Annotated in this window: 16 protein-coding genes; 4 read left to right on the top strand and 12 right to left on the bottom strand. The window is 48.3% G+C overall.

Features of this window, described 5'->3' with window-relative positions; all coding sequences use genetic code 11:
- Positions 1-67 precede the first annotated feature (67 nt).
- The 8 genes from tsf to fusA all read right to left on the bottom strand — a co-directional run bounded on the left by tsf (position 68) and on the right by fusA (position 11,123).
- On the bottom strand, positions 68-691 hold the full coding sequence (tsf, locus tag ACZ5PW_RS17230; protein ID WP_464555965.1) for a translation elongation factor Ts: 624 nt from the start codon (positions 689-691) through the stop codon (positions 68-70).
- A 2-nt stretch (positions 692-693) separates the two neighbouring features.
- The gene (gene rpsB, locus ACZ5PW_RS17225) at positions 694-1,467 is read right to left on the bottom strand and encodes a 30S ribosomal protein S2 (protein ID WP_464555964.1); all 774 of its coding nucleotides are present in this window, start codon (positions 1,465-1,467) and stop codon (positions 694-696) included.
- 220 nt (positions 1,468-1,687) lie between these two features.
- Positions 1,688-2,455, bottom strand: a complete 768-nt coding sequence (locus tag ACZ5PW_RS17220; protein WP_464555962.1) for a fumarylacetoacetate hydrolase family protein — start codon at positions 2,453-2,455, stop codon at positions 1,688-1,690.
- A 257-nt stretch (positions 2,456-2,712) separates the two neighbouring features.
- Positions 2,713-4,416 (bottom strand): ribonuclease J, encoded by a 1,704-nt coding sequence (locus tag ACZ5PW_RS17215; protein WP_464555961.1) that lies wholly within the window; start codon positions 4,414-4,416, stop codon positions 2,713-2,715.
- On the bottom strand, positions 4,409-5,128 hold the full coding sequence (locus ACZ5PW_RS17210) for a lysophospholipid acyltransferase family protein (RefSeq protein WP_464555959.1): 720 nt from the start codon (positions 5,126-5,128) through the stop codon (positions 4,409-4,411). The genes ACZ5PW_RS17215 and ACZ5PW_RS17210 overlap by 8 nt, the downstream gene beginning before the upstream one ends.
- A gap of 251 nt (positions 5,129-5,379) precedes the next feature.
- Positions 5,380-6,504, bottom strand: a complete 1,125-nt coding sequence (locus tag ACZ5PW_RS17205) for a linear amide C-N hydrolase (RefSeq protein ID WP_464555958.1) — start codon at positions 6,502-6,504, stop codon at positions 5,380-5,382.
- A 182-nt stretch (positions 6,505-6,686) separates the two neighbouring features.
- Positions 6,687-8,828, bottom strand: a complete 2,142-nt coding sequence (locus ACZ5PW_RS17200; protein ID WP_464555955.1) for an ATP-binding protein — start codon at positions 8,826-8,828, stop codon at positions 6,687-6,689.
- A 231-nt stretch (positions 8,829-9,059) separates the two neighbouring features.
- Positions 9,060-11,123, bottom strand: a complete 2,064-nt coding sequence (gene fusA, locus ACZ5PW_RS17195; RefSeq protein WP_464555953.1) for an elongation factor G — start codon at positions 11,121-11,123, stop codon at positions 9,060-9,062.
- A 198-nt stretch (positions 11,124-11,321) separates the two neighbouring features.
- Between fusA and ACZ5PW_RS17190 the strand changes: the two genes are divergently transcribed.
- The 4 genes from ACZ5PW_RS17190 (at position 11,322) to ACZ5PW_RS17175 (ending at position 14,682) form a co-directional block, all read left to right on the top strand.
- The gene (locus ACZ5PW_RS17190; RefSeq protein WP_464555949.1) at positions 11,322-12,284 is read left to right on the top strand and encodes a ParB/RepB/Spo0J family partition protein; all 963 of its coding nucleotides are present in this window, start codon (positions 11,322-11,324) and stop codon (positions 12,282-12,284) included.
- Between the two features lies 1 nt (position 12,285).
- Complete coding sequence (locus tag ACZ5PW_RS17185) at positions 12,286-13,389, top strand: SPL family radical SAM protein (RefSeq protein WP_464555947.1); 1,104 nt, start codon at positions 12,286-12,288, stop codon at positions 13,387-13,389.
- A 348-nt stretch (positions 13,390-13,737) separates the two neighbouring features.
- The gene (locus ACZ5PW_RS17180; RefSeq protein WP_464555944.1) at positions 13,738-14,028 is read left to right on the top strand and encodes an SHOCT domain-containing protein; all 291 of its coding nucleotides are present in this window, start codon (positions 13,738-13,740) and stop codon (positions 14,026-14,028) included.
- Positions 14,029-14,211: 183 nt separating this feature from the next.
- Positions 14,212-14,682 (top strand): hypothetical protein, encoded by a 471-nt coding sequence (locus ACZ5PW_RS17175; protein ID WP_464555942.1) that lies wholly within the window; start codon positions 14,212-14,214, stop codon positions 14,680-14,682.
- Positions 14,683-14,906: 224 nt separating this feature from the next.
- On the opposite strand, the gene ACZ5PW_RS17170 is transcribed toward ACZ5PW_RS17175, so the two are convergent.
- The 4 genes from ACZ5PW_RS17170 to panC form a co-directional block, all read right to left on the bottom strand.
- Positions 14,907-16,610: a bacteriohemerythrin gene (locus ACZ5PW_RS17170; RefSeq protein ID WP_464555940.1), complete on the bottom strand. Its 1,704-nt coding sequence runs from the start codon at positions 16,608-16,610 to the stop codon at positions 14,907-14,909.
- A 197-nt stretch (positions 16,611-16,807) separates the two neighbouring features.
- Positions 16,808-17,335: a hypothetical protein gene (locus tag ACZ5PW_RS17165; RefSeq protein WP_464555938.1), complete on the bottom strand. Its 528-nt coding sequence runs from the start codon at positions 17,333-17,335 to the stop codon at positions 16,808-16,810.
- Positions 17,336-17,659: 324 nt separating this feature from the next.
- Complete coding sequence (metK, locus tag ACZ5PW_RS17160) at positions 17,660-18,829, bottom strand: methionine adenosyltransferase (protein ID WP_464555935.1); 1,170 nt, start codon at positions 18,827-18,829, stop codon at positions 17,660-17,662.
- Between the two features lie 118 nt (positions 18,830-18,947).
- Complete coding sequence (gene panC, locus ACZ5PW_RS17155; protein WP_464555933.1) at positions 18,948-19,796, bottom strand: pantoate--beta-alanine ligase; 849 nt, start codon at positions 19,794-19,796, stop codon at positions 18,948-18,950.
- Between the last annotated feature and the right edge of the window lie 22 nt (positions 19,797-19,818).

Here is a 19,818-nt window from a genome sequence, read left to right as displayed (position 1 = left end):
AGAGTGTTGGTCCGCTTGTTAAAAACCGGACAAAAAAAACGGGCCTTGCGGCCCGTTTTGATGAGTCTTATTCTTCGTCTTTGGGTTCGTCTGCAGCAGCCTCAGCGAGGTTGATGCGGGCGAAGCGACCCACCTGCATGTTCTCACCGAGAACAGCGATGGTTTCGTTGACGAGGTCTTTGATGGTCTTCTTGTCGTCCTTGATGAAGGGCTGTTCAAGAAGGCAGACTTCTTTGTAATATTTGTTGATGCGTCCTTCGACGATCTTTTCAGCGATATTTTCAGGTTTGCCTTCGGCAATAGCCTGCTGCTTGTAGATTTCTTTTTCTTTCTCAAGCAGTTCCTGAGGCAGCTCTTCAGGTCTTGCGCAAACGGGGTTGGTTGCTGCAACCTGCATTGCGAGGTCTTTGGCGAGCTGAATGAACTGCTCTGCCTTGGCTACGAAGTCAGTTTCACACTTGAGCTCAACCATGGAGGAGAGCTTGCCATTGCTGTGCATGTAAGTGCCGATGAGACCTTCACTGGTTGCACGGCCTGCTTTTTTGGCAGCCTTTGCGAGACCTTTTTCACGCAGGTATTTGATTGCTTTTTCTTCATCGCCACCGCATTCTGCGAGGGCTTTTTTGCAATCCATCATTCCTACGCCGGTTTTTTCGCGCAGAGCCTTAACCATCTGTGCGGTAATAGCCATGATTATTCTGCCTCCTGAGGAGTTTCTTCAGCTTTTTCTGCTGCTTTCTCGGTAGCTTTGGTTGCTTCAGCTTCCATTTCCTTGTCTTCTTTGCGGCGAGCTGCGCCTTCGATGCAGGCGTCAGCCATGTGTGCTGCGAAGAGTTTGATGGCGCGGATAGCATCATCGTTACCGGGAATGATGTAGTCAACCATATCGGGATCGCAGTTGGAGTCTACAACTGCAACTACGGGGATACCGAGCTTGCGGCATTCCTGAATAGCGATCTGCTCACGCTTGGGGTCGATGACGAAAGCGACTGCGGGAGCACCGTTAAGGTCTTTGATGCCGCCCAGAGCGAGGTTAAGTTTCTTAACTTCGCGACCCATCATTACGATTTCCTTTTTGGGGAAGCGTTTGATGGAACCGTCTTCGAACATTTCCTCAAGCTTTTTGAGGCGATCGATGCTTTTTTTAATGGTCTGGAAGTTGGTCAGAGTACCACCCATCCAGCGGTGGGTCACGTGGAACATTTCCGCGCGGGATGCTTCGGCAGCGATAGCTTCCTGAGCCTGACGCTTGGTGCCGATGAAAAGGACCTTTCCGCCTTTGGCAACAGTGTCTGCGATGAAGTCGTGAGCTTTACGGAAAAGCTTTACAGTCTGCTGCAGGTCCATGATGTGGATACCGTTACGTGCGCCGAAGATGTAAGGACGCATTTTGGGGTTCCAGCGACGGGTCTGGTGACCGAAATGAACACCGGTCTCCAGCATTTGTTTCATAGTTACATATGCCATAATTTCCTCCTGGGTTTTTCCTCCATCCCGTCCATGTCGACCCGCAACCGCTGCGGGCACCCATAAAAAAAACGGGATGTGCGAATTTGGCTACGCACCATTACAGGGAAAATGATCCAAAATCAAGCCCTGGCGCGTGCTTTTGATAAATATTTTTCATTTCATCGCAAAGATTTTCTAATCTCCGCTTTGATCTGCGGCGGAATTTGCAGCAGCGGCTTTACTGAACCGGAGTTTTCAAAGTCTCTTCAGCGATAACTTTGTTAGTCAGTGTGCCGATACCTTCTATCTCCACTTCCACGGTATCTCCCTCTTTAATAGTGCCTATTCCTTTGGGGGTTCCGGTCATGACCACATCACCTGGGTTCAGGGTCATGATTGTGGAAATATAGCTCACCAGTTGCTCCGGGTTGTATATCATATCCCGGGTATTACCTTCCTGGTGGACCGTTCCATTAATAATGGTACGGATGCCCAGTTCGCTGGTATCAAGCTCAGTTTCAATGCAGGGCCCGATGGGGGCAAATGTGTCAAAGCCCTTGGCTCTGGTGAACAGCTTGTCCTTGCGCTGGAAGTCCCTTGCGGTCACGTCGTTAGCGCAGGCATAGCCGAAGATGTTCGGCTTTACATTTTCCGGGGCCATATTTTTAGTGGGCTGCCCGATTATTACAGCCAGTTCGCCCTCGTAATCAACCTGACTGGACGCTGACGGCAGAACGATTGCATCGTTGTTTCCGATTATGGCGGACGGGGGTTTGAGAAAAATCATCGGCTCTTCAGCCATATCCATATTGAGTTCTTCCGCATGCTCTTTAAAGTTCAGCCCCACGCAGACAACCTTTGAAGGAACCACGATGGGCAGAATCAGGCATTCGTTGAGTGGAACTGGTTTATCCCCCATTCGTCCGGCAATGAGGCTTTTGAAGTGATCACCTTCCAGAGTGGCATAGAAAACGTTGTCGCCGTGCTTTATCCTGAATACTTTCATTTGGAACTCCCGCGTTTAACTGAGATCAAAAGACCAATACCACAAACCTAGAAAAATTATAATCGGGAAAATCGAACTTATTAAAACAGTCTGCAAAGGTAATCCGGCGTAAATGTGACCGGTTCATTCCGGATGATGATTTTTTCACCCTGCAGTGAACTATTGCAGGGTGCATCTGACTGAAAATGATATGGAAATAAGGATCTTAAAAGATAACGCTCCACAGCTGATTCGTTGTTGCGGGAAGGACTGCGGTTCTAGAGCACACACTTTTCACACTTGGCATCAATATCTTTATCCTCGTCTCCGGTGATTGAGATTACCAATGGAATTACAACCGGGTCGCGTCCGAGAATCTTGCGGAAAAAGCGGCGAAGTGCAGATCGTATTCTTTCCTTGAGTTTATTGGTGTGTCCCGGGGGAATGTTTTCATAAACATCAAGCACGATACACTTGGCATCTTCAAGGAGGTGCGAATACTGCTGTTCAAAGACGAATCCTTTTGATGTCACTTCAGGGCCCCGCAGAATTTCCCCGGTCAGAACATCAACAACCAGCGCGACAATCACCAGTCCTTCCCCGGCGAGAAGCTGTCGTTCTTTCAACACGGTCTGTCCTACATCGCCGACTCCCTTGCCATCAACAAGAGTACACTGAACAGGAACGTTTTCCTCGAAGCGGATGCCGTGCAGCAGAAAAGTCACCGGTTCGCCGTCTTCAATAACCAAGGCCCGTTCAGGGGCCACCCCGGTTTCAACCGCGAGTCGGGAATGCTTGATCAGGTGGCGGTATTCTCCATGCACCGGAATGAAATATTTAGGTTTGACTGTTTCCAGCATGGTGCGCAGTTCTTCTCGGTGCGCGTGCCCGGATGCGTGTATGCCCTGAACTTTTTCATAAAGAACTTCAGCACCAAGTTTGTAGAGCCTGTTGATGACTCTTGTGATCGCCTTGGTGTTTCCGGGTATGAAGCGGGAGGACATCAGAACCAGATCACCTTCCTTAATGGAAAGATGGCGGTGGTCCCCGGTGGAAAGGCGTGAGAGGGAAGCAAGCGCTTCTCCCTGTGATCCGGTCACCAGAAGTACTATTTCCTCATCGCGGTAGTCGGGCAGATCTTCGAGGTCAATCAGGTTACGCCCGGGGATGCGGAGTTTGCCCTGATCCCTTGCCAGTTCGATATTGCGGGCCAGTGATTTACCGCTGACTCCTACAACTCGCCCGGTTTCATCGGCAAGGTCGAAGATCTCCTGCATGCGCTGAATATGACTTGAAAAGAGGGTGACCAGAATGCGCCCTTCAGCCTCCTCGAAAATATCACTCATTGAGCTTTTGATTTCGCGTTCGGTAAGAGCGTAACCTTCCTGCTCCACGTTGGTGGAGTCGGAAAAGAGCAGGGTGACACCCTGACTGGAAAATTCACGAATGGATTCAAGGTCGGTAGCGTGTCCGTCCAGCGGGTTGCGGTCGATCTTGAAATCACCGGTATGCACAACCCTGCCCACCGGGGTTTCTATGCCGAGGGCGTATCCATCTATAATGGAGTGGCAGACCGGAAAGAAATTGAAGGCCAGATCACCAAGCTGGATACGGTCATGAGGTTTGACAACCCGCAGGTCCACGTAGTTTTCCAGATTATGTTCACGCAGTTTGTTTTCAACCAGACCAAGAGTAAACTCGGAGCCGTAGACCGGTACATCTATATATGGAAGCAGCCAGGGCAGAGCCCCGATGTGGTCTTCATGTCCATGGGTTAGCACTATGCCCTTGAGTCTGTCCTTCAGGGTGAGGATGTGGTCGAAGCGGGGAATAGCTATGTCCACTCCGAAAAGCGCGTCATCAGGAAATATCAGTCCACAGTCAATTACCGCCACTGAATCGGCAGTGCTCAGGACCATGCAGTTAAGCCCGATTTCACCGAGTCCGCCGAGGGGACAGACAGTAAGCTGTGCATCAGCCATGTTTAAGCTCCGCATAAGCTTTGCCCATTATTTCTTCCAGTTCTTCCTTGAGTTTCACCCGGTCGCGTACCTTGTATTCCGAAATATCAATGGGGGGCAGAGCCTTGATTCTGATGTCCTGAAAAGGATTCATCCACAGGCTGTGTTTTTTACAGACCTTGTTCACACCATACATCACAACCGGTGCAATGGGTTTCTGGCATTTGAGAGCCAGCACCATACCGCCGGTTTTGAAAGGCATCAGTCCGTCCTTTTCCGGTGCGGGGTTTCTGGTTCCTTCGGGAAATATGAGGGGGGAGTTGCCGCCGTTTGCGACATTGATGGCATTCTGGATGTCCCGCATACCCTGCCTGCGGTTTTCCCGGTCAATGGAGATGTGGTTCCCCGCGGTCATTGCATGGCCGAACACCGGGAAATCGAACAGGGATTTCTTGGCCACGAACTTGAATTCCCATGGGGCGAGGTGTTTGAAAAGCAGCGGGATATCGTAAAAGCTCTGGTGGTTGACCATGAAAACATAGGTCTGGTTTTTATCCAGCGCACTTAGGTCGACGTTGTCATTGCTGGCGCATAACCATACTACGAGCCGCCCCCAGTTCCTTTCACACCAGTGGCTGGAGGGTTGGTTGCGTCCGATAATGGCTACAATAGAAAAGAAGATAGTTGCCGGAAAAAACACCAGATAGAAAAATATTGTTCTTAAAAAGCTCACAGTTATTCTAAATTGGTTAGAAGTTTGATGTATGGTATTTCACGGAGATGCTTTTCCTGAAGTCAGTATGACCTATTTTGCGTTACGCGCAAGAAAATACCATCCGCTAATTCGTTTTCATCCAAAAGCAACCAATTTAGTAGTTTAATTTCTTCCGGTAAACAAGGGGGCAGGGAAAAATAACAAAAAATGAGGCCGGGGCATCTGCCACGGCCTCAGTATGCTGAGCATTTGAATTGATGCTATGGTTATTACTGCTTGGGAGTAACATCCTTTATGGTCTGTCTTTTTACTTCATCCAGAGGAAAGTGTCTTATTCCTGACTTGCCGTCTGAAAAATCAACTTTCTTTAGATCGACCATTCTTACCAGACGGTTGTTCTGTGTGTGGTAGTAGAGTTTTAGATTTCGGGTATCTGAAGCTGTTGTCCACTGGGTGTCGCTGCGCAGGCCTTTGATCTGTTCCGATTTTGCATCCGAACCCTCGGCGGAACCTATCGGCAGGTTGAAGTTGTCAAGGATACGGAATATTTCATAGATGGTTTCGTCCCCGTCCGGAGTATTTCTTGCGGTCTGGGTATATGCTACTGCCCGCACGAATCTTGAGGGTGGAGTGTAGTCGCCCGGAATTCCGAGAAAGCCACTGCCTGCGCCGATGGGGGCGAAGTCCAGGTTTTCTATCTTTTTGGTGGGGATGGCCACCGCTGAAAGATTGATATAGTTGCGAAGGTTGGTCATGTGCCAGTCAAAAGTCGGGGAGTTTGTCATAACTTTAAGCGGGTTTTTGAATATGTGCAGCTTCTTGTCTGTGTATTCAACAACTATCGCCTTGCCGCTGCTGTCGACAACCGTCAGATGAATGGGCGCGGGGATGTTGCCCAATGCCGGTTCAGGAACCGGAACGACTCTAACTTTTTTTAATCCCGCGCGGACTTCTTCAACTGTGGCGAAGTTGGAAAGGACATAATTCGCAAGATCGAGCGGTCCCATCGAGATTGAGGATTTTTCCGGTTCATAGGGCTGATATTCAGCGAATCCGGGTAGGTAGAGCAGCCCCACGACCAGCCCTTTTTCATTCATACCGTCGGAAATGTAGTTTTTTTCCAATACATCGATTCCCACGATTCCGTACTTGGCCTTCCACTTGATTCCGTTCTGTCCTTGCGGGGTTTCGCCCTGAAACTGGTATCCCCGGGGAACTATGGCCACCCTTGATTTAAGGTCGAAAGTCCCCCATTCCATGGTCCTTCCGTAGACAGCGGTTCCATCCTCAGCTTCTAAAACTATACTGGTGCAAGCTGATGCAGGGGATCGGAAAAAAAATATTCCCAAAACCAAAACAAGTGTAACGGTCAGAATGGATTCAAAATTACTCATAAAGGTCTCCGCTTGATGGTTTGTCTGTTGAAAATTTATTTACCAGTCTATCAGTTCTTTTCAGGAAGTCTCGTTTTTTTTCGAATCTTCCATATTATAAAATGCAAACAGTTTTTATTCCCGCTGTCTGGGGCACTTATAAATCCTGAGTAATGAAGGGCTGTCTGTGCGGATCTGTCAGATCAGGTACAGTTTGAATGGATCGCTTTGATGATCACATCTTCAAGCTCACAGAAATCAATGGGCTTGGGAACAAAACCGTCCATTCCAGAGTCGAGGAATCTTTTCCGGTCTTCATCCATTGCGTGGGCAGTCAGGGCCACTATGGGAATATTGGGGTCAAAGCTATTCGATTTATCATTTCTGATCAGACTGGTTGTTTCAACTCCATCTAGTCCCGGCATCTGGATATCAAGAAGAACCAGATCAAAGTCCTTCTCTCTGAGATTCTCGATAACCATGCTTCCGTCATTAACGGAATGAACTTGGTAGCCCATCTTATCAAGGGTTGTCACAGTCATGATCCTGTTTAATTCGTTATCTTCCGCAAGAAGGATTCGTATATCATTTTTTCTTGCAGGGAGTTCCTCATTCTTTTCGGTGTGATGCTCCCGGGCTATCTCGGCGGTAACCAGATCAAGAACAACCCTGAATTCCGTGCCTTTACCTATCACGCTCATAAGCTCAATGCGGCCGTCCATCAGGTCTACAAGTCTTTTGACTATGCTCAGTCCCAGGCCTGTTCCGTTGAACTCACGGGTATAGGATTCATCAACCTGAGTGAATGAATTGAAAACGTTTGTGTGCTGCCCAGCCGGGATTCCTATCCCGGTATCAGCTACTGTGAACACAATTTTGGACAGGCCGGACCGGGAGGTTTCTTCTGTTGTAACCGAAACCTTGACTGAACCTTTGTTGGTGAATTTTACCGCGTTTCCGATGAGATTGAAAAGTATCTGCCTGAGTCTGCTGCTGTCGGCGATAATTTTTTCAGGAACATCCGCAGAAATCTGATGGCTCAGGCGGAGCCCCTTTTCCTTGGCCTTGAAAGCAAAACTTTTGCAGACAGACTGCACCACCTCGGGAACGGAGCAAACATCACGTTTGAGGCAGACCTTGTTGGATTCAATATTTGATATATCCAGAATGTCATTAAGTACGCTAAGAAGGTTTTTTCCTGAAGTAAGCCCTATGGAAACGAATTCCGACTGTTCCTCATCCAGGTCTGTCATTTCAAGAAGGTTGAGCATGCCGAGCACGCCGTTCAGGGGAGTTCGAATTTCATGGCTCATGTTGGCTATGAATGAGTTCTTGGCTCTGTTGGCTATCTGTGCGGCATCCAGCAGTTCTTCCAACTGCTCCTGAGCGGCCTTGCGCTGTATTACTTCTTCGTTAAGCAGCTCACTGGCCAGCTTAAGTTTACGGTTTGCGCGAATTATGTAGCCGACAACCAGAAGAATTAATATTCCGGGAATCCCGCCCCAGAGTAAAATCGTTTTTAATGAGATGCCATGCTCATACCTTACTGATAACCATCGGTTACGGATTTCGGAATGCGTGCTGCCGGGCATCGTGTTCAGGGCTTTATCTATAATAGATGCAAGCTCGGGCCAGTCGTCACGTATGCCCATAGCCTGATTGTGATTTTCAAACGGTGTCGGCGCGGCAACCTTGACATTATGTATCCCATTGTTCTGGATTATATACGTGCCTACGGCGAGATTTCCGATGTATGCATCGGCCTTTCCACCTGCTAATTCCTGAATGGCCTCAAGGGTGCTGTCCACCGTCATCAGCCTGATATTCGGGTAGTTCTCCTGCAGGATCTTCTGCATTACATAGCCGCGCTGGATGACTACTGTACGGCCGGACAGGTCGTCCATTCCGCTTATGAATCTGCTGTCATCCCGGGTGAATATAACCCAGGGCATGGAAAGGTAGTTTTGCGTGAAAGCTATGTAGTTGGCCCGTTCCGGGGTCGGTTTTATGGTCAGGATAAGGTCGGTATGGAAGTGATCGCGGATATTGGCCAATGCTTCTGCCCATGAGTAGTCGGCCTTATAGAATTCAACGTCCAGTCCGCATTTTTCGGCAATGGCTTTGACGTAATCTACGGATACACCTTTGGGTCCGTTGTCCCAGAACTGGTAGGGAGGCCAGTAGGAGACCCTGACCCGTATACGGTGTTTTTGGGAAAGCCATTCAAGTTCCTCTGCACTGAATGATATCTCGCCCCATGTTTCTTTATTTTTGTTATCAGCAAGAGCAGGCATGGCTAAGCATAAAGCAGCCATAAAAATCAATGCGATAGCTGAACGGAGCATGTGCATATTCCTGCCTGTCTTAAAGATTTTTTATCATTCCCAGCATAGAAATATAATATATCACCTTAAAGAAACGAGAACAATCAATGTTGAAATTTTAATTTGGTTTAACAGTGCCCTCGGCTTGTATTTTATTATCGGATTTGAAAAAAAGCTGACGGATCAAAAAAGAACAGGCCGGAAAATCCTTATTCCGGCCTGTAGCTTTCAATAATTCATAATAAGGATTTGTTATTCTTCCCTGCCCGCGTTGTATTCTTCAATCACTTTTTCAGCGATTGGTGGAGGGCATTCCTCGTAATGGGACATTTCCATGGTGAATGTTCCCTGTCCGCCTGTCATGGAGCGCAGGTCCGGAGCGTATTTCAGGATTTCGGACATGGGCACATGCGCCTTTACTTCGGTAACTCCTGCGGTGGAGTCCGAGCCGAGCACCTTACCCCGGCGGCTGGAAAGGTCGCCGATGATGTCGCCCATGAACTCATCAGGCACTTCGACCACAACATTCATGAGCGGTTCGAGGAGGGCTACCCCGGCCTGATCGCATGCTTTTTTGAAAGCCATGGATCCAGCGACCTTGAATGCCATTTCCGAGGAGTCAACGGAATGGTAGGAGCCGTCGTAAAGAGTGACTTTGAAGTCTATTATCGGTGAACCGGCCAGAAAGCCTTTCTTGGCTGCTTCCTGAATTCCCTTGTCGACCGCGGGGATATACTGCTTGGGAATTACCCCTCCTACGATGCTGTTTACGAATTCATAGCCTTCGCCCTTGGTCTGGGGTTCAAGCTTGATCCAGCAGTCGCCGAATTGTCCGCGTCCCCCGGACTGCTTCTTGAAACGTCCCTGGACTTCCGCAAAACCCTTGATGGTTTCACGATAGGGAACCTTGGGGGCGTTAAGTACGATATTTGCCTTGTAACGGCGTTTGGCCTTTTCCACGGAAACTTCAATATGGTTCTGTCCCATGCCGGAAAGGAGGATGTCGCCTGACTCTTCATCTCTGGAGAGGGCGAGGTTGACGTCTTCGGCAAGCAGTTTCTGGATGGCCTGAAAGACTTTGTCTTCATCGCCTTTCTCTGCCGGAGAGAGCGCAAAGGTGATAAGTTGCGGAGCAAGTTTAGGCTTTTCAAGGGTGAATTGGGCCTTGTCATCGCACAGGGTGTCGCCGGTGAAGGTTTCCTTGAGCTTGGCGAGGGTTATTATGGAGCCGGGCCCGGCTTCGCCCTTGATGGGTTTCTGTTCTTTGCCGACTCGCATCTGCAGGTTGCCGAGACGTTCTTTGGCTTCGGTGTTGGTATTGGTCAGGGTCATGTCTCCGGTCACGGTTCCGGAAAGAACCCGGCAGATGGTCAACTGGCCCGCAAAGGGGTCCGCGAGGGTTTTGAACACAAAGCATGCTACCGGACCGTCAGCGGAAGATTCACGGGTTGCGCCGTCTTCACCCTTCCATGGCGCGTGTTCCAGCGGGGATGGGAGGTATGTCTGAATTGCGTCCAGCAGGAAGTTTCCACCTTTGTTTTCAAGAGCGGAGCCTACGCATACGGGAACAAGAGAGCGGTTCTTGACACCGCTGGTGAGACCTCTGGTTATTTCTTCGGTGGTGAGCTCTCCTTCCTCGAGATATTTTTCCATGAGCTCTTCATCGCTTTCCGCGATGTTTTCGATCATGGTTTCACGCAGAACGCTTACTTCGTCTGCGATTTCGGCGGGGATATCACTTTTGGAGGCCTTACCGTCCGCATCGAACACGTAGGCTTCACCGGATAGCATATCCACAACGCCGTTGAAATTTTCCTTGCTTCCTATGGGATACTGGAGCAGTACAGGGCTGATGCCGAGAGAATGTCCGATGCTGTTGAAAGCGGCGTCAAAGTCCGCGCGGTCTCGGTCCATTTTATTGATAAAGATAAGGGTGGGTAGTTCTGCCTTTTCTACTGCTGCCCATGCTTTACGGGAAAGGGGCTTGACTCCGTCCACGGCGTCAATGGTAAAGACAACGCCGTCGGACGCGGCTAGAGAGTAGGGGAGATCTCCGCAGAAGTTGGAATCACCCGGAGTGTCGATGAGGAAATGGTCGTTCTTTTTCCACTTGTATCCGGCGAACCCGGACTGAATTGAACCGCGGCGTTTAATTTCTTCAGGCTCGGTATCAAGGGCGGTGGTTCCTTCCTCGATCTTACCGAGCCTGTCTATAATGCCGGCATTGAAAAGAATCATTTCGGCAGTGCTGGTTTTACCGCAACCGCCGTGGCCTACAAGTGCAAAAGTCCTTTGATTTTGTAAGATTTCAGACATTCAACAACTCCGTTTCTTCTGAATGTTCCAGCCGGACCCTTCAGCCCGGCTTACGGGTCTAAAGGTGCAACTTATAATTCTTCCTAATAATCCCTATAGGTATACCCCCGCTAACATGTCAAGCGTAGATAATTAATTAAATTTCGTGCACAAGTAATTGTTGAGCATGAGCTTTTTTATTTTGTGAGGTTTGAGAAATTGAAAGAATCAACCATATACAGCCTTAATCCGGCTGAAATAGTGTGTTCCGGCCCCTGGCTCCTCCATCGGGCAACCCCTGTGGAGAAGATTATTCAGTCTATAGACAAAAGCGGACAGCTTGTTCCGGTTTTACTGGTCAGGGACGGCGATAAATCGTTGCTGGTAGCAGGTCGAGCCAGGGTGGAGGCAGCCCGTAAACTGGGCAAAGACGTTCTGGCTGTCTATATTGAAGCGGAAGATGAGATTTCGCGCGCTGTTGCTCATCTTGAAGAGAATGGCGCTCGCACGACGGACGAATTTGTGAAATGTGCTACCATGCGTTTTCTGGCTTCCCGCATGAAAAAAAAGGATATTTCCAATCTGGCGGGGCCGCTTCTGGATATAAAACCGAAATCCCGTGATATGAATTTCTGGTTGCAATGGCTTGAGCTTGAAACGGACTTTGACGCACTTCTTGCTGCCGGAAATATGCCTCTGGCATCAGTTTCAGTATTGGGCAGAATTTCTGCAGGGGATCGGGCTTCGCTTGTATCTTTTTTTGAAAAAGTAAGCTGGTCCCGGTCCAACGCGGTTAATTTCCTTACCTGGATTTACGAGACATCCCGCCGTGATAATATTTCCATTTCCGATCTGGTTATTAAGCATGGGCTGACCCCGGCAACGGAAAGTGAATCTCCGAAAGATACGGTGGCGAGGTTGTGCCGTGCTGCGAAAAAACTCCGCTACCCCAACTTAAGCGAACTTGAGAAAACACATGCGAAGATTGTTTCTGAAATATGTGCCGGGACCCGTTGGAAGATTGAGCCGGTAGGGAGTTTCGAGACGGGGGAAGTGCTTATTCAGACCCGCTTCAAGTCAAGGGAGATGCTAACCAAGGCAATCGGGGATCTGGAATCCATCAGCAGATTTGAAGGATGGGAGAAAGTTTTCAATCTCGGCAGGGATGAGCAGGACAACTGAGATGAGTGATAATTTCAAGCTTCCGCCCCATCTTGAGGGATTGGAAAAGATTTATATTGACCGCAGCATGGAGTGTACTCCATTAACAGAGCGGGTGCTTTCAAGGCTGCCGCAGCTGCCGGTTGAAATTGTTGACCCGGATTATTTTCCCCATACTGAAGCGGGTGGTAAACAGGCCCTTTATCTCAAGGAATATAAGGGCAGGTTCCTGCGGTTCTGTCCCGGAACGCGATACTACCATTGTTGCGGGTACAGGATTATCCACATTGGCGAGAATTGCCCGATGTCCTGTTCTTACTGCATCTTACAGGCATATTTTCAGGATAAATTACTTAAGGTATGGGCCAACCAGAACGATCTCTTTGATGAACTCGGAAAAGCTTTTTCCACTGATCCGTCAAGCAGGTTCCGGGTGGGAACCGGAGAGTTTACGGATTCTCTGGCTCTGGAAGCTGTTACCGGTTACAGCCGGGATCTTGTGGAGTTTCTCGGGGATTATCCCAACGTCTGTCTGGAGCTGAAGTCCAAGGTTATCGATCTTTCATGGATGGATGCCGTGAAGCGAACAGACCGTATACTTCCGGCATGGTCGCTCAACGCTCCTTTTGTTAACGAGCACGAGGAATTCGGGGTCTCAACACTTCGTGAACGTCTGGAGGCGGCCCGGACCTGTGCTGAAGCCGGATTCAGGGTCTGCCTGCATTTTGATCCCATTATCCGTTTTGAAGGCTGGCGGGAAGGGTATGCGGAGATCATCGATATGATTTTTGATTATGTAAAACCGGAGCAGATCGCCTATTTCAGTCTGGGATCGTTTCGTCACATGCCGCATCTTAAACCGATAATTGAAAATAATTTTCCGGATACCACCTACATCTATGATGAGTTTATCACCGGGAATGACAACAAGATGCGTTTGCTGCGGCCCCTGAGGTTGCGCCAGTTCAAGTTTATCGTGGACCGCTTGCGTAGACACGGCATGGACAGGCAGCTTTATTTCTGCATGGAGTCCACTGAAAACTGGCAGGATGTTTTCGGGTATACCCCCAAAGAATTGGGCGGGCTCGGCAAGCATCTGATGAAACAGGCTTTCGGGGATTTTTAGAATCCTCCGGCGCCTCTCCGAGGGCTCTCCGAGGGCCAAAGGGAAAACTTTTGCAAAAGTTTTTCCTTTGGAATCCTTTTCAAAACCTTTTATCAAGCTTCGCTCAAAGCGCTTCAAGGCGTGACATTAATCCCGCAATATTTCGAATATTGTGGGATTTTCATTATTAGTAATTCAGCGAGTTCTGGAGGTTGCGGTTTCGTTGTGCAATGTGCAATTGTTCGGGTGTATCTTTTTGCACAAAGATAGTCAGGTTCTGATTGAATGGTTTTTATGTGTCTGTATTTTATGGTTTTGTGCTCTGGCATGCAAAATGTAAGAGTATGATAAACAGTGAGAGGTGATCATATGGAAATTTTAAGTTCAATAGGAAATTGGTGCAGCGGTTTTTCTTCTGGTCACGGTGCAGGCTTTGGCCATGGAGCTGGGTATGGCATGGGTAGCTGGATGCCTTTCCATTTCGGTGGCATATTACAGCTTATTGTGATCGGGCTGATAATTTATTTTACCCTGCGTATGTTCCGCAAACCCGCTCCCGTGTATCAGGAAGATTCGATTATGGAGATGGTCAAAAAAAGATATGCTTCCGGTGAAATTGACGAAGAAACTTACCGCAGGATGAAGGATCAGTTGAAATAAGCTGTTGTCTGACTTTTAACTGTGGGGATTAATAGTGTTTGAAAGGCGGTGCAGGATATGTGCTGCCTTTGTTGAGCACTCTCTTATGTCATGTGAAGGCGTATTTTTAGTGAAAATGATACTTCACTACTGGCAGACAGATTCATCTTGGTGTAATAACTTGATTAAAGGGGGATTACACCGATGTCCTTGCAAGATTACAAAATCAGAATTGACCGCCTGCAACAGGGGCTAGGGAAAGCCTTTGTCGAAAATCCGTTTATCCTGAACATTCCGGGAAAATCCATCGCCCTCAAGGTGGACCCTTATTATTATGTCGCCTTTGAGCCCGCTTTTACCGAAAACCTCAGCAGGTTCGGGGTAATGCTCAAAAAGAACGTGCGTGAAACTCTGGTTCGCACCGGAAATCTCGTCACACACCCTGAGACACGCAGCCCGATAATTAAAATCCGCATGAAGTGGAACGACCGGAACTATAACATGAATGTCTGTTTTGTTGAGTCCGGGTTTATAGATCAGGCTCTGAAAATTTACGGCGGGGTCAAAGAGGAGATCGGGCTTTCCGAAATAAGCATCCTTGAATCAGAAAAGGAACGCCTCGAAAAATTCTTTGGCGAACGCACTCCTTTGAAGAGTGTGGCTTTTGTGGAATGATCCTGTTTACAGTCAAAAAGGTAATTATCGCAGGATAATCCCTCTTTCTTGATTTGACGAGTTGTATAAAGTTTGGAAAGTGACCTTGATTGAAATCCGCTCCTTCAGGCTTGATTTTAGTTCGTTTTGATAGCGCGCTGCCTGATTCTTCTTTAATGCCAAATTGTCATTAGGCCGCAGTTTGTACTCCTGTTCCTCTGGATTGGCTCTACTGAGATAAAGAGCTACTTGTATCCGTTTTCCTTCATGTATTCTGCATATTTCCCGTCTACGACCAGAATATGTTTCACCACCCAGTCTTTTAGGAATCTTATCAGGTCTCCGGCTGTTTTGCCTTTTCCTTCGTCCACTTCCTTTTTGAAATTCAGCACCTGCTCCAGAAAGTTCTTATGAAGTTTTTTGTGATGGCTGGAGTCTTTATATCCGTGTTTATCAAACAATTCTTCTTCAAACTTGAAATGTTTGTGGGTATATTCCAACAGTTCTCCTGCCACCTCTTCAACAATTTCGGTCTCTTCATTGTTCTCGACAGCTTTGCTGAAACGGTTGATGAGCTTGATCAGGTCCTTATGGTGTTTATCAATTTCCTTGACTCCTACAGAAAAATCTTCTGACCATTCAATTTCCCTGCTTGGTCCCGCGTCAATATTTTCTCCGACTGAGATCATCTGGATAGTGGAGTCCATTTCCTCGATACAAATATTAAGATTACTCAGAATGTCGTGAGCAGCGCCCATTCTCCGGGATGTTGTCTGGGCAAACTCCGCAACACTGCTGACAGTCATGTTGATTTCCTCAGAGGTGACTGACTGCTGGTCACTGGCAGCGGCGATGGATTGCACCTGCTCATTGGTATTTTCAACAACGGAGACTATTTTCTGCATCTGCTCTCCGGATCTGACAATCGCGTCCGTGGAGCTGGAAATATTATTTGCCATTGCTTCTACTGCTTTTACATTGGTGCGTGAAAAATGCTGTATCTTTTCAACCGCTTCTCCTACGTTACTTGTCGCATCCATTGTTTTTTCCGCCAGCTTGCGTACTTCGTCTGCTACTACGGCAAATCCGCGTCCGGCATCTCCGGCTCTCGCCGCTTCAATAGCCGCGTTAAGAGCCAGAAGATTTGTCTGATCAGCAATATCAGTGATGATGGTCATGATCTGACCGATATTTTCGGCATGTTCATCGAGTTTCCCCATACTCATTTCAAGCGATATGGCGTTTTCCTTGATTTCATTGAAGGATGTCATAGCCATGCCGACATCTTCCGCACCGCTTAAGGCCATCAGGCGAGAATCATGTGAACTGGTCGCCGCCAGAGTTGCATTGTTTGCAACCTCCATTACGCTTGCATTCATTTGTTCCATTGCTGCGGCAGTGGATTCTATCCGGTCCTGCTGGGTTATGATTTCCAGGCTGACTGAATCCACATGCTTATTTACATTTCCCACGGCAGTAAAAATTGCATTGGAGCAGCTTTGTGCTCTATGTGCTTTTTTTTGAATGGCATTGAGTTGGTTTTCCCTGTCATGGATAATATTTCTTTGCTGTTCAACCTTGGATTTGAGCTGGTTGATTTCATCCTGGCATTGTTCCAGTTTCTTTTCTTCTGCCGTCTTTCGGGATTTGATTTCTGATAGTGTGGAAGAAATCTGCTCATTGATCCTTTCTATCGTAATTTCAGTTTTTTCTATTTTAGAATCATCAGTAGAGCTGGATGCGTCAAGAACGGTATCAAGTATGTCGAGAAGTTGTGCTGATTTATCTTGTTTTATTGCTCGGAAAAGTCCTCCCAATGATAAAATCATGGTAACGAGAAGACCAATCTTCCATATTAAATTGGTTGGAAAATCAGGCAGAAAAAGAATGAGGATAGTAATTAGTAACGGGTACGCGGCCCAGAGTATGACTTTGATGGTTTGTGCCATTATTTCTCCTTAGAATCATATAGTTAGACTTATTTAACTGATAACATGAGGAGGGGGTTATCGCAAATGAAAATTCAGGAAGTGGTAGCTCACAAAAAAACGCAGCACCAGATGGTACTGCGTTTTTTTAAGCTATGAGCCAAACTGATTTCTAAAAAAGAAAGCCAGTATTGGGGAAGGATAGTCTGCTGTGATTATTACTGCTTGCGGGTCTGGCTCTTGGGACAGGTTTCTTCCAGATAACAGACATCACAGCCGCCGGAGTAAGGGAAGGGGGTGAAAACCGCATACTGGCGGTTAACTGTGCCTTCCTGATTCCAGGTAAGTCCGAGCGCTTCAAAGGCTTCAAGGGCTGCTTCACCGGGTTTGGGAAGCGGAGCACATTTGCCTTCTTCCAGTTCGGGCAGAAGGGAGCGGGCTGCGGCCATAACAAGAGTGATGGCGAGGTTGTGGTGTGCAAGACCCTCGGTGGGGGTGTCCTGCCAGATATCCTCAACCGCGTTTTCAACAGCCTCATCAAGGTAAAGCAGCAGGAAATCGGTTCCCTTGCCTTCTTCGGGCTGTTTGAGGGTGTACACGTTGAGGTGCGGCAGCCACTCGTTCCAGTATTTTTCGAGACTTTCCATGAGGGAGTGCTCGATGCGGGTAGTGCCGTTCAGTTCGGCAAAGTAAAAAATATCAAATTCCGGCTTGGCTTCGGTTTTTTCGATCTTGAGTGCGCTCATTTATATGTCTCCTGAATTTATCAAAGTATGCCCCGGTAGGCCCTGTCGGGTATTCCTCCGTTGGCTTAAACCCTTTTGCAAAAGGGTTTAAGAATCCCAAAACCTTTTAATAAGCTTCGCTGTCTGGAATGACTAATTGTCCTACATATAAAAGGTCTGAAATGCTTAATACAACCTGCATGGTTTTTAAGTGCAAAACGCGGGCTGTGTTCATTAGGTGAACAGTCTCTTTACCTTCTTAAGCGTTTTGCCTCAAGTGTAAAAAAGTCCCCGGAAACCGTCAGGCTTCCGGGGACTTTCAATATCTGAGTTACTCAGTTCCGCTTAGATTTTGCAGGCGGTTCTGAGATCGTCAACAGCGTCGGTCTTTTCCCAGGTGAAGTTGGGGTTATTGCGACCGAAGTGTCCGTAACAAGCGGAAGGCTTGTAGATGGGACGGCGCAGGTCAAGACGCTCGGAGATGTAGTAGGGGCGCAGGTCGAATACTTCCTTGACTGCTTCAGTCAGGGTTTCATCGCTAACTTCGCCGGTACCGTGGGAGGTAGCCAGAACGGATACGGGCTCAGCTACACCGATTGCGTATGCAACCTGAACTTCAGCGCGCTCGGCGAGGCCGGCGGCTACGATGTTCTTTGCAATGTAACGGGCCATGTATGCACCGGAGCGGTCCACTTTGGACGGGTCCTTACCGGAGAATGCGCCACCACCATGGTTGCCCATGCCGCCGTAAGTGTCGTTGATGATCTTACGTCCGGTAAGACCGCAGTCACCCATGGGGCCGCCGATTACGAAACGGCCGGTGGTGTTGATGTAGATTTTGGTTGATTCGTCGACCATATCCTGAGGCAGGGTGGCGAGAACAACTTCACGTTTGATATCATCGTAGATCTGCTGCTGCTCAATGCCGTCATCGTGCTGTGCTGCGATAACTACGTCAGCGATGCGGACGGGCTTGCCGTTGAAGTATTCGAAGGAAACTTCGGTTTTGCCGTCAGGACGCAGGTAGGAGAGGGTCTGGTCTTTACGCACTTCAGTCAGCTTTTTGGAAAGCTTGTGGGACCAGTAGATGGGAGCAGGCATCAGAGTGTCGGTTTCTTTGCAGGCGAAGCCGAACATCATGCCCTGGTCGCCAGCACCCTGGCTTTCGGGGGTGTTGCGGTCAACACCCTGTGCGATATCCACGGACTGTTTGTCGATGGAAGAAATAACGGCGCAGGTGTCTGCGTCAAAACCCATGTCGGAGTGTACGTAGCCGATTTCACGGATGGTATCGCGTACGATTGCGGGTAAGTCAGCGTATCCGGCAGTGGAGATTTCACCGGCGATAAAAGCCATACCGGTGGTAACCAATGTTTCACAAGCGACGCGTGAGTTGGGGTCCTGCTCAAGCAGGCAGTCGAGGATTGCGTCGGAAATCTGGTCAGCCACTTTATCGGGATGACCTTCGGTTACGGATTCAGAGGTAAAAAAGTACTTGCCTTTGCTGCTAATCATTAAAAGTTCCTCCTACAGGTGATTGAAAAGGGGAACGAAGCCGTTCTTCGTTAACACCCTGAAATATATAGCTTGATAAGACTATATAAATAAATTGACATATAAGAATGATGCCACATTACACCTTTATGAGAAGATTGTCTATCAGTCTTGCTTTACCAACTTGCACTGCAACGGCGCAAAGCGCGGGACCATCAATCTTTTCAATATCTTGTATGTTTTCCGGATGCACAATTTTTATGTAATCAATTTGTGATCCGGGAATTTCTCTTTCATAAAAAGAGGTCAGTTCCTGCCTCAGTCTGGAAGTATCGTCTTCTCCCTGCTCCACAGTATCACGCATAATCCGCAGCCCCTTCTGGATCATGGGAGCCGTCTTTTTCTCCTCATCGGTCAGGTAGACATTGCGGGAACTCATGGCCAGCCCTGATTCTTCACGGACTATGGGGTGTCCCTGAACATCCACAGGGATGTTGAGGTCGCGGACCATCCTTTTGATGATGGCCAGCTGCTGCCAGTCTTTTTCTCCGAAAACAGCTACATGTGGCTGGGCGGTCATGAAAAGTTTAGTGACTACTGTAGCAACACCGCGGAAGTGAACCGGGCGTGATTTGCCACAAAGATTTGCGGCAAGGTCCGGAACTTCCACCCATGTGCAGTGGTCGTCATGATACATCTCTTCACGGGTCGGGGTGAAAAGTATGTCTACTCCGTGTTCTTCTGCAAGCCGGGCATCACGCTCAAGATCATGAGGATATGCATCGAGGTCTTCGTTGGGGCCGAACTGGGTAGGGTTTACGAAAAGGCTGACTATAACCACATCAGCCTGTTTTCGGGCTGCTTCCATCAGGCTCAGATGGCCTTTGTGGAAATATCCCATTGTCGGTACCAGAGCGATTTTTTTGCCTTCAGCGCGCAGCATCAGGGCCAGATTCTGCAGTTCTTGAGGATTATTGATTATTTCCATTTATGACTTACCGTACTGGCGG

The organism is Maridesulfovibrio salinus (genome assembly GCF_055394525.1).
The sequence above is the reverse complement of the archived record's forward strand: the minus strand, read 5'-3'. Positions and strand labels throughout refer to the sequence as shown.

What these genes read in the sequence shown, in the direction of transcription:
- tsf (WP_464555965.1), bottom strand. Translation starts at nt 691, where the DNA reads ATGGCTATTACCGCACAGATGGTTAAGGCTCTGCGCGAAAAAACCGGC.
- rpsB (WP_464555964.1), bottom strand. Translation starts at nt 1,467, where the DNA reads ATGGCATATGTAACTATGAAACAAATGCTGGAGACCGGTGTTCATTTC.
- ACZ5PW_RS17220 (WP_464555962.1), bottom strand. Translation starts at nt 2,455, where the DNA reads ATGAAAGTATTCAGGATAAAGCACGGCGACAACGTTTTCTATGCCACT.
- ACZ5PW_RS17215 (WP_464555961.1), bottom strand. Translation starts at nt 4,416, where the DNA reads ATGGCTGATGCACAGCTTACTGTCTGTCCCCTCGGCGGACTCGGTGAA.
- ACZ5PW_RS17205 (WP_464555958.1), bottom strand. Translation starts at nt 6,504, where the DNA reads ATGAGTAATTTTGAATCCATTCTGACCGTTACACTTGTTTTGGTTTTG.
- ACZ5PW_RS17200 (WP_464555955.1), bottom strand. Translation starts at nt 8,828, where the DNA reads ATGCTCCGTTCAGCTATCGCATTGATTTTTATGGCTGCTTTATGCTTA.
- fusA (WP_464555953.1), bottom strand. Translation starts at nt 11,123, where the DNA reads ATGTCTGAAATCTTACAAAATCAAAGGACTTTTGCACTTGTAGGCCAC.
- ACZ5PW_RS17185 (WP_464555947.1), top strand. Translation starts at nt 12,286, where the DNA reads ATGAGTGATAATTTCAAGCTTCCGCCCCATCTTGAGGGATTGGAAAAG.
- ACZ5PW_RS17180 (WP_464555944.1), top strand. Translation starts at nt 13,738, where the DNA reads ATGGAAATTTTAAGTTCAATAGGAAATTGGTGCAGCGGTTTTTCTTCT.
- ACZ5PW_RS17175 (WP_464555942.1), top strand. Translation starts at nt 14,212, where the DNA reads ATGTCCTTGCAAGATTACAAAATCAGAATTGACCGCCTGCAACAGGGG.
- ACZ5PW_RS17170 (WP_464555940.1), bottom strand. Translation starts at nt 16,610, where the DNA reads ATGGCACAAACCATCAAAGTCATACTCTGGGCCGCGTACCCGTTACTA.
- ACZ5PW_RS17165 (WP_464555938.1), bottom strand. Translation starts at nt 17,335, where the DNA reads ATGAGCGCACTCAAGATCGAAAAAACCGAAGCCAAGCCGGAATTTGAT.
- metK (WP_464555935.1), bottom strand. Translation starts at nt 18,829, where the DNA reads ATGATTAGCAGCAAAGGCAAGTACTTTTTTACCTCTGAATCCGTAACC.
- panC (WP_464555933.1), bottom strand. Translation starts at nt 19,796, where the DNA reads ATGGAAATAATCAATAATCCTCAAGAACTGCAGAATCTGGCCCTGATG.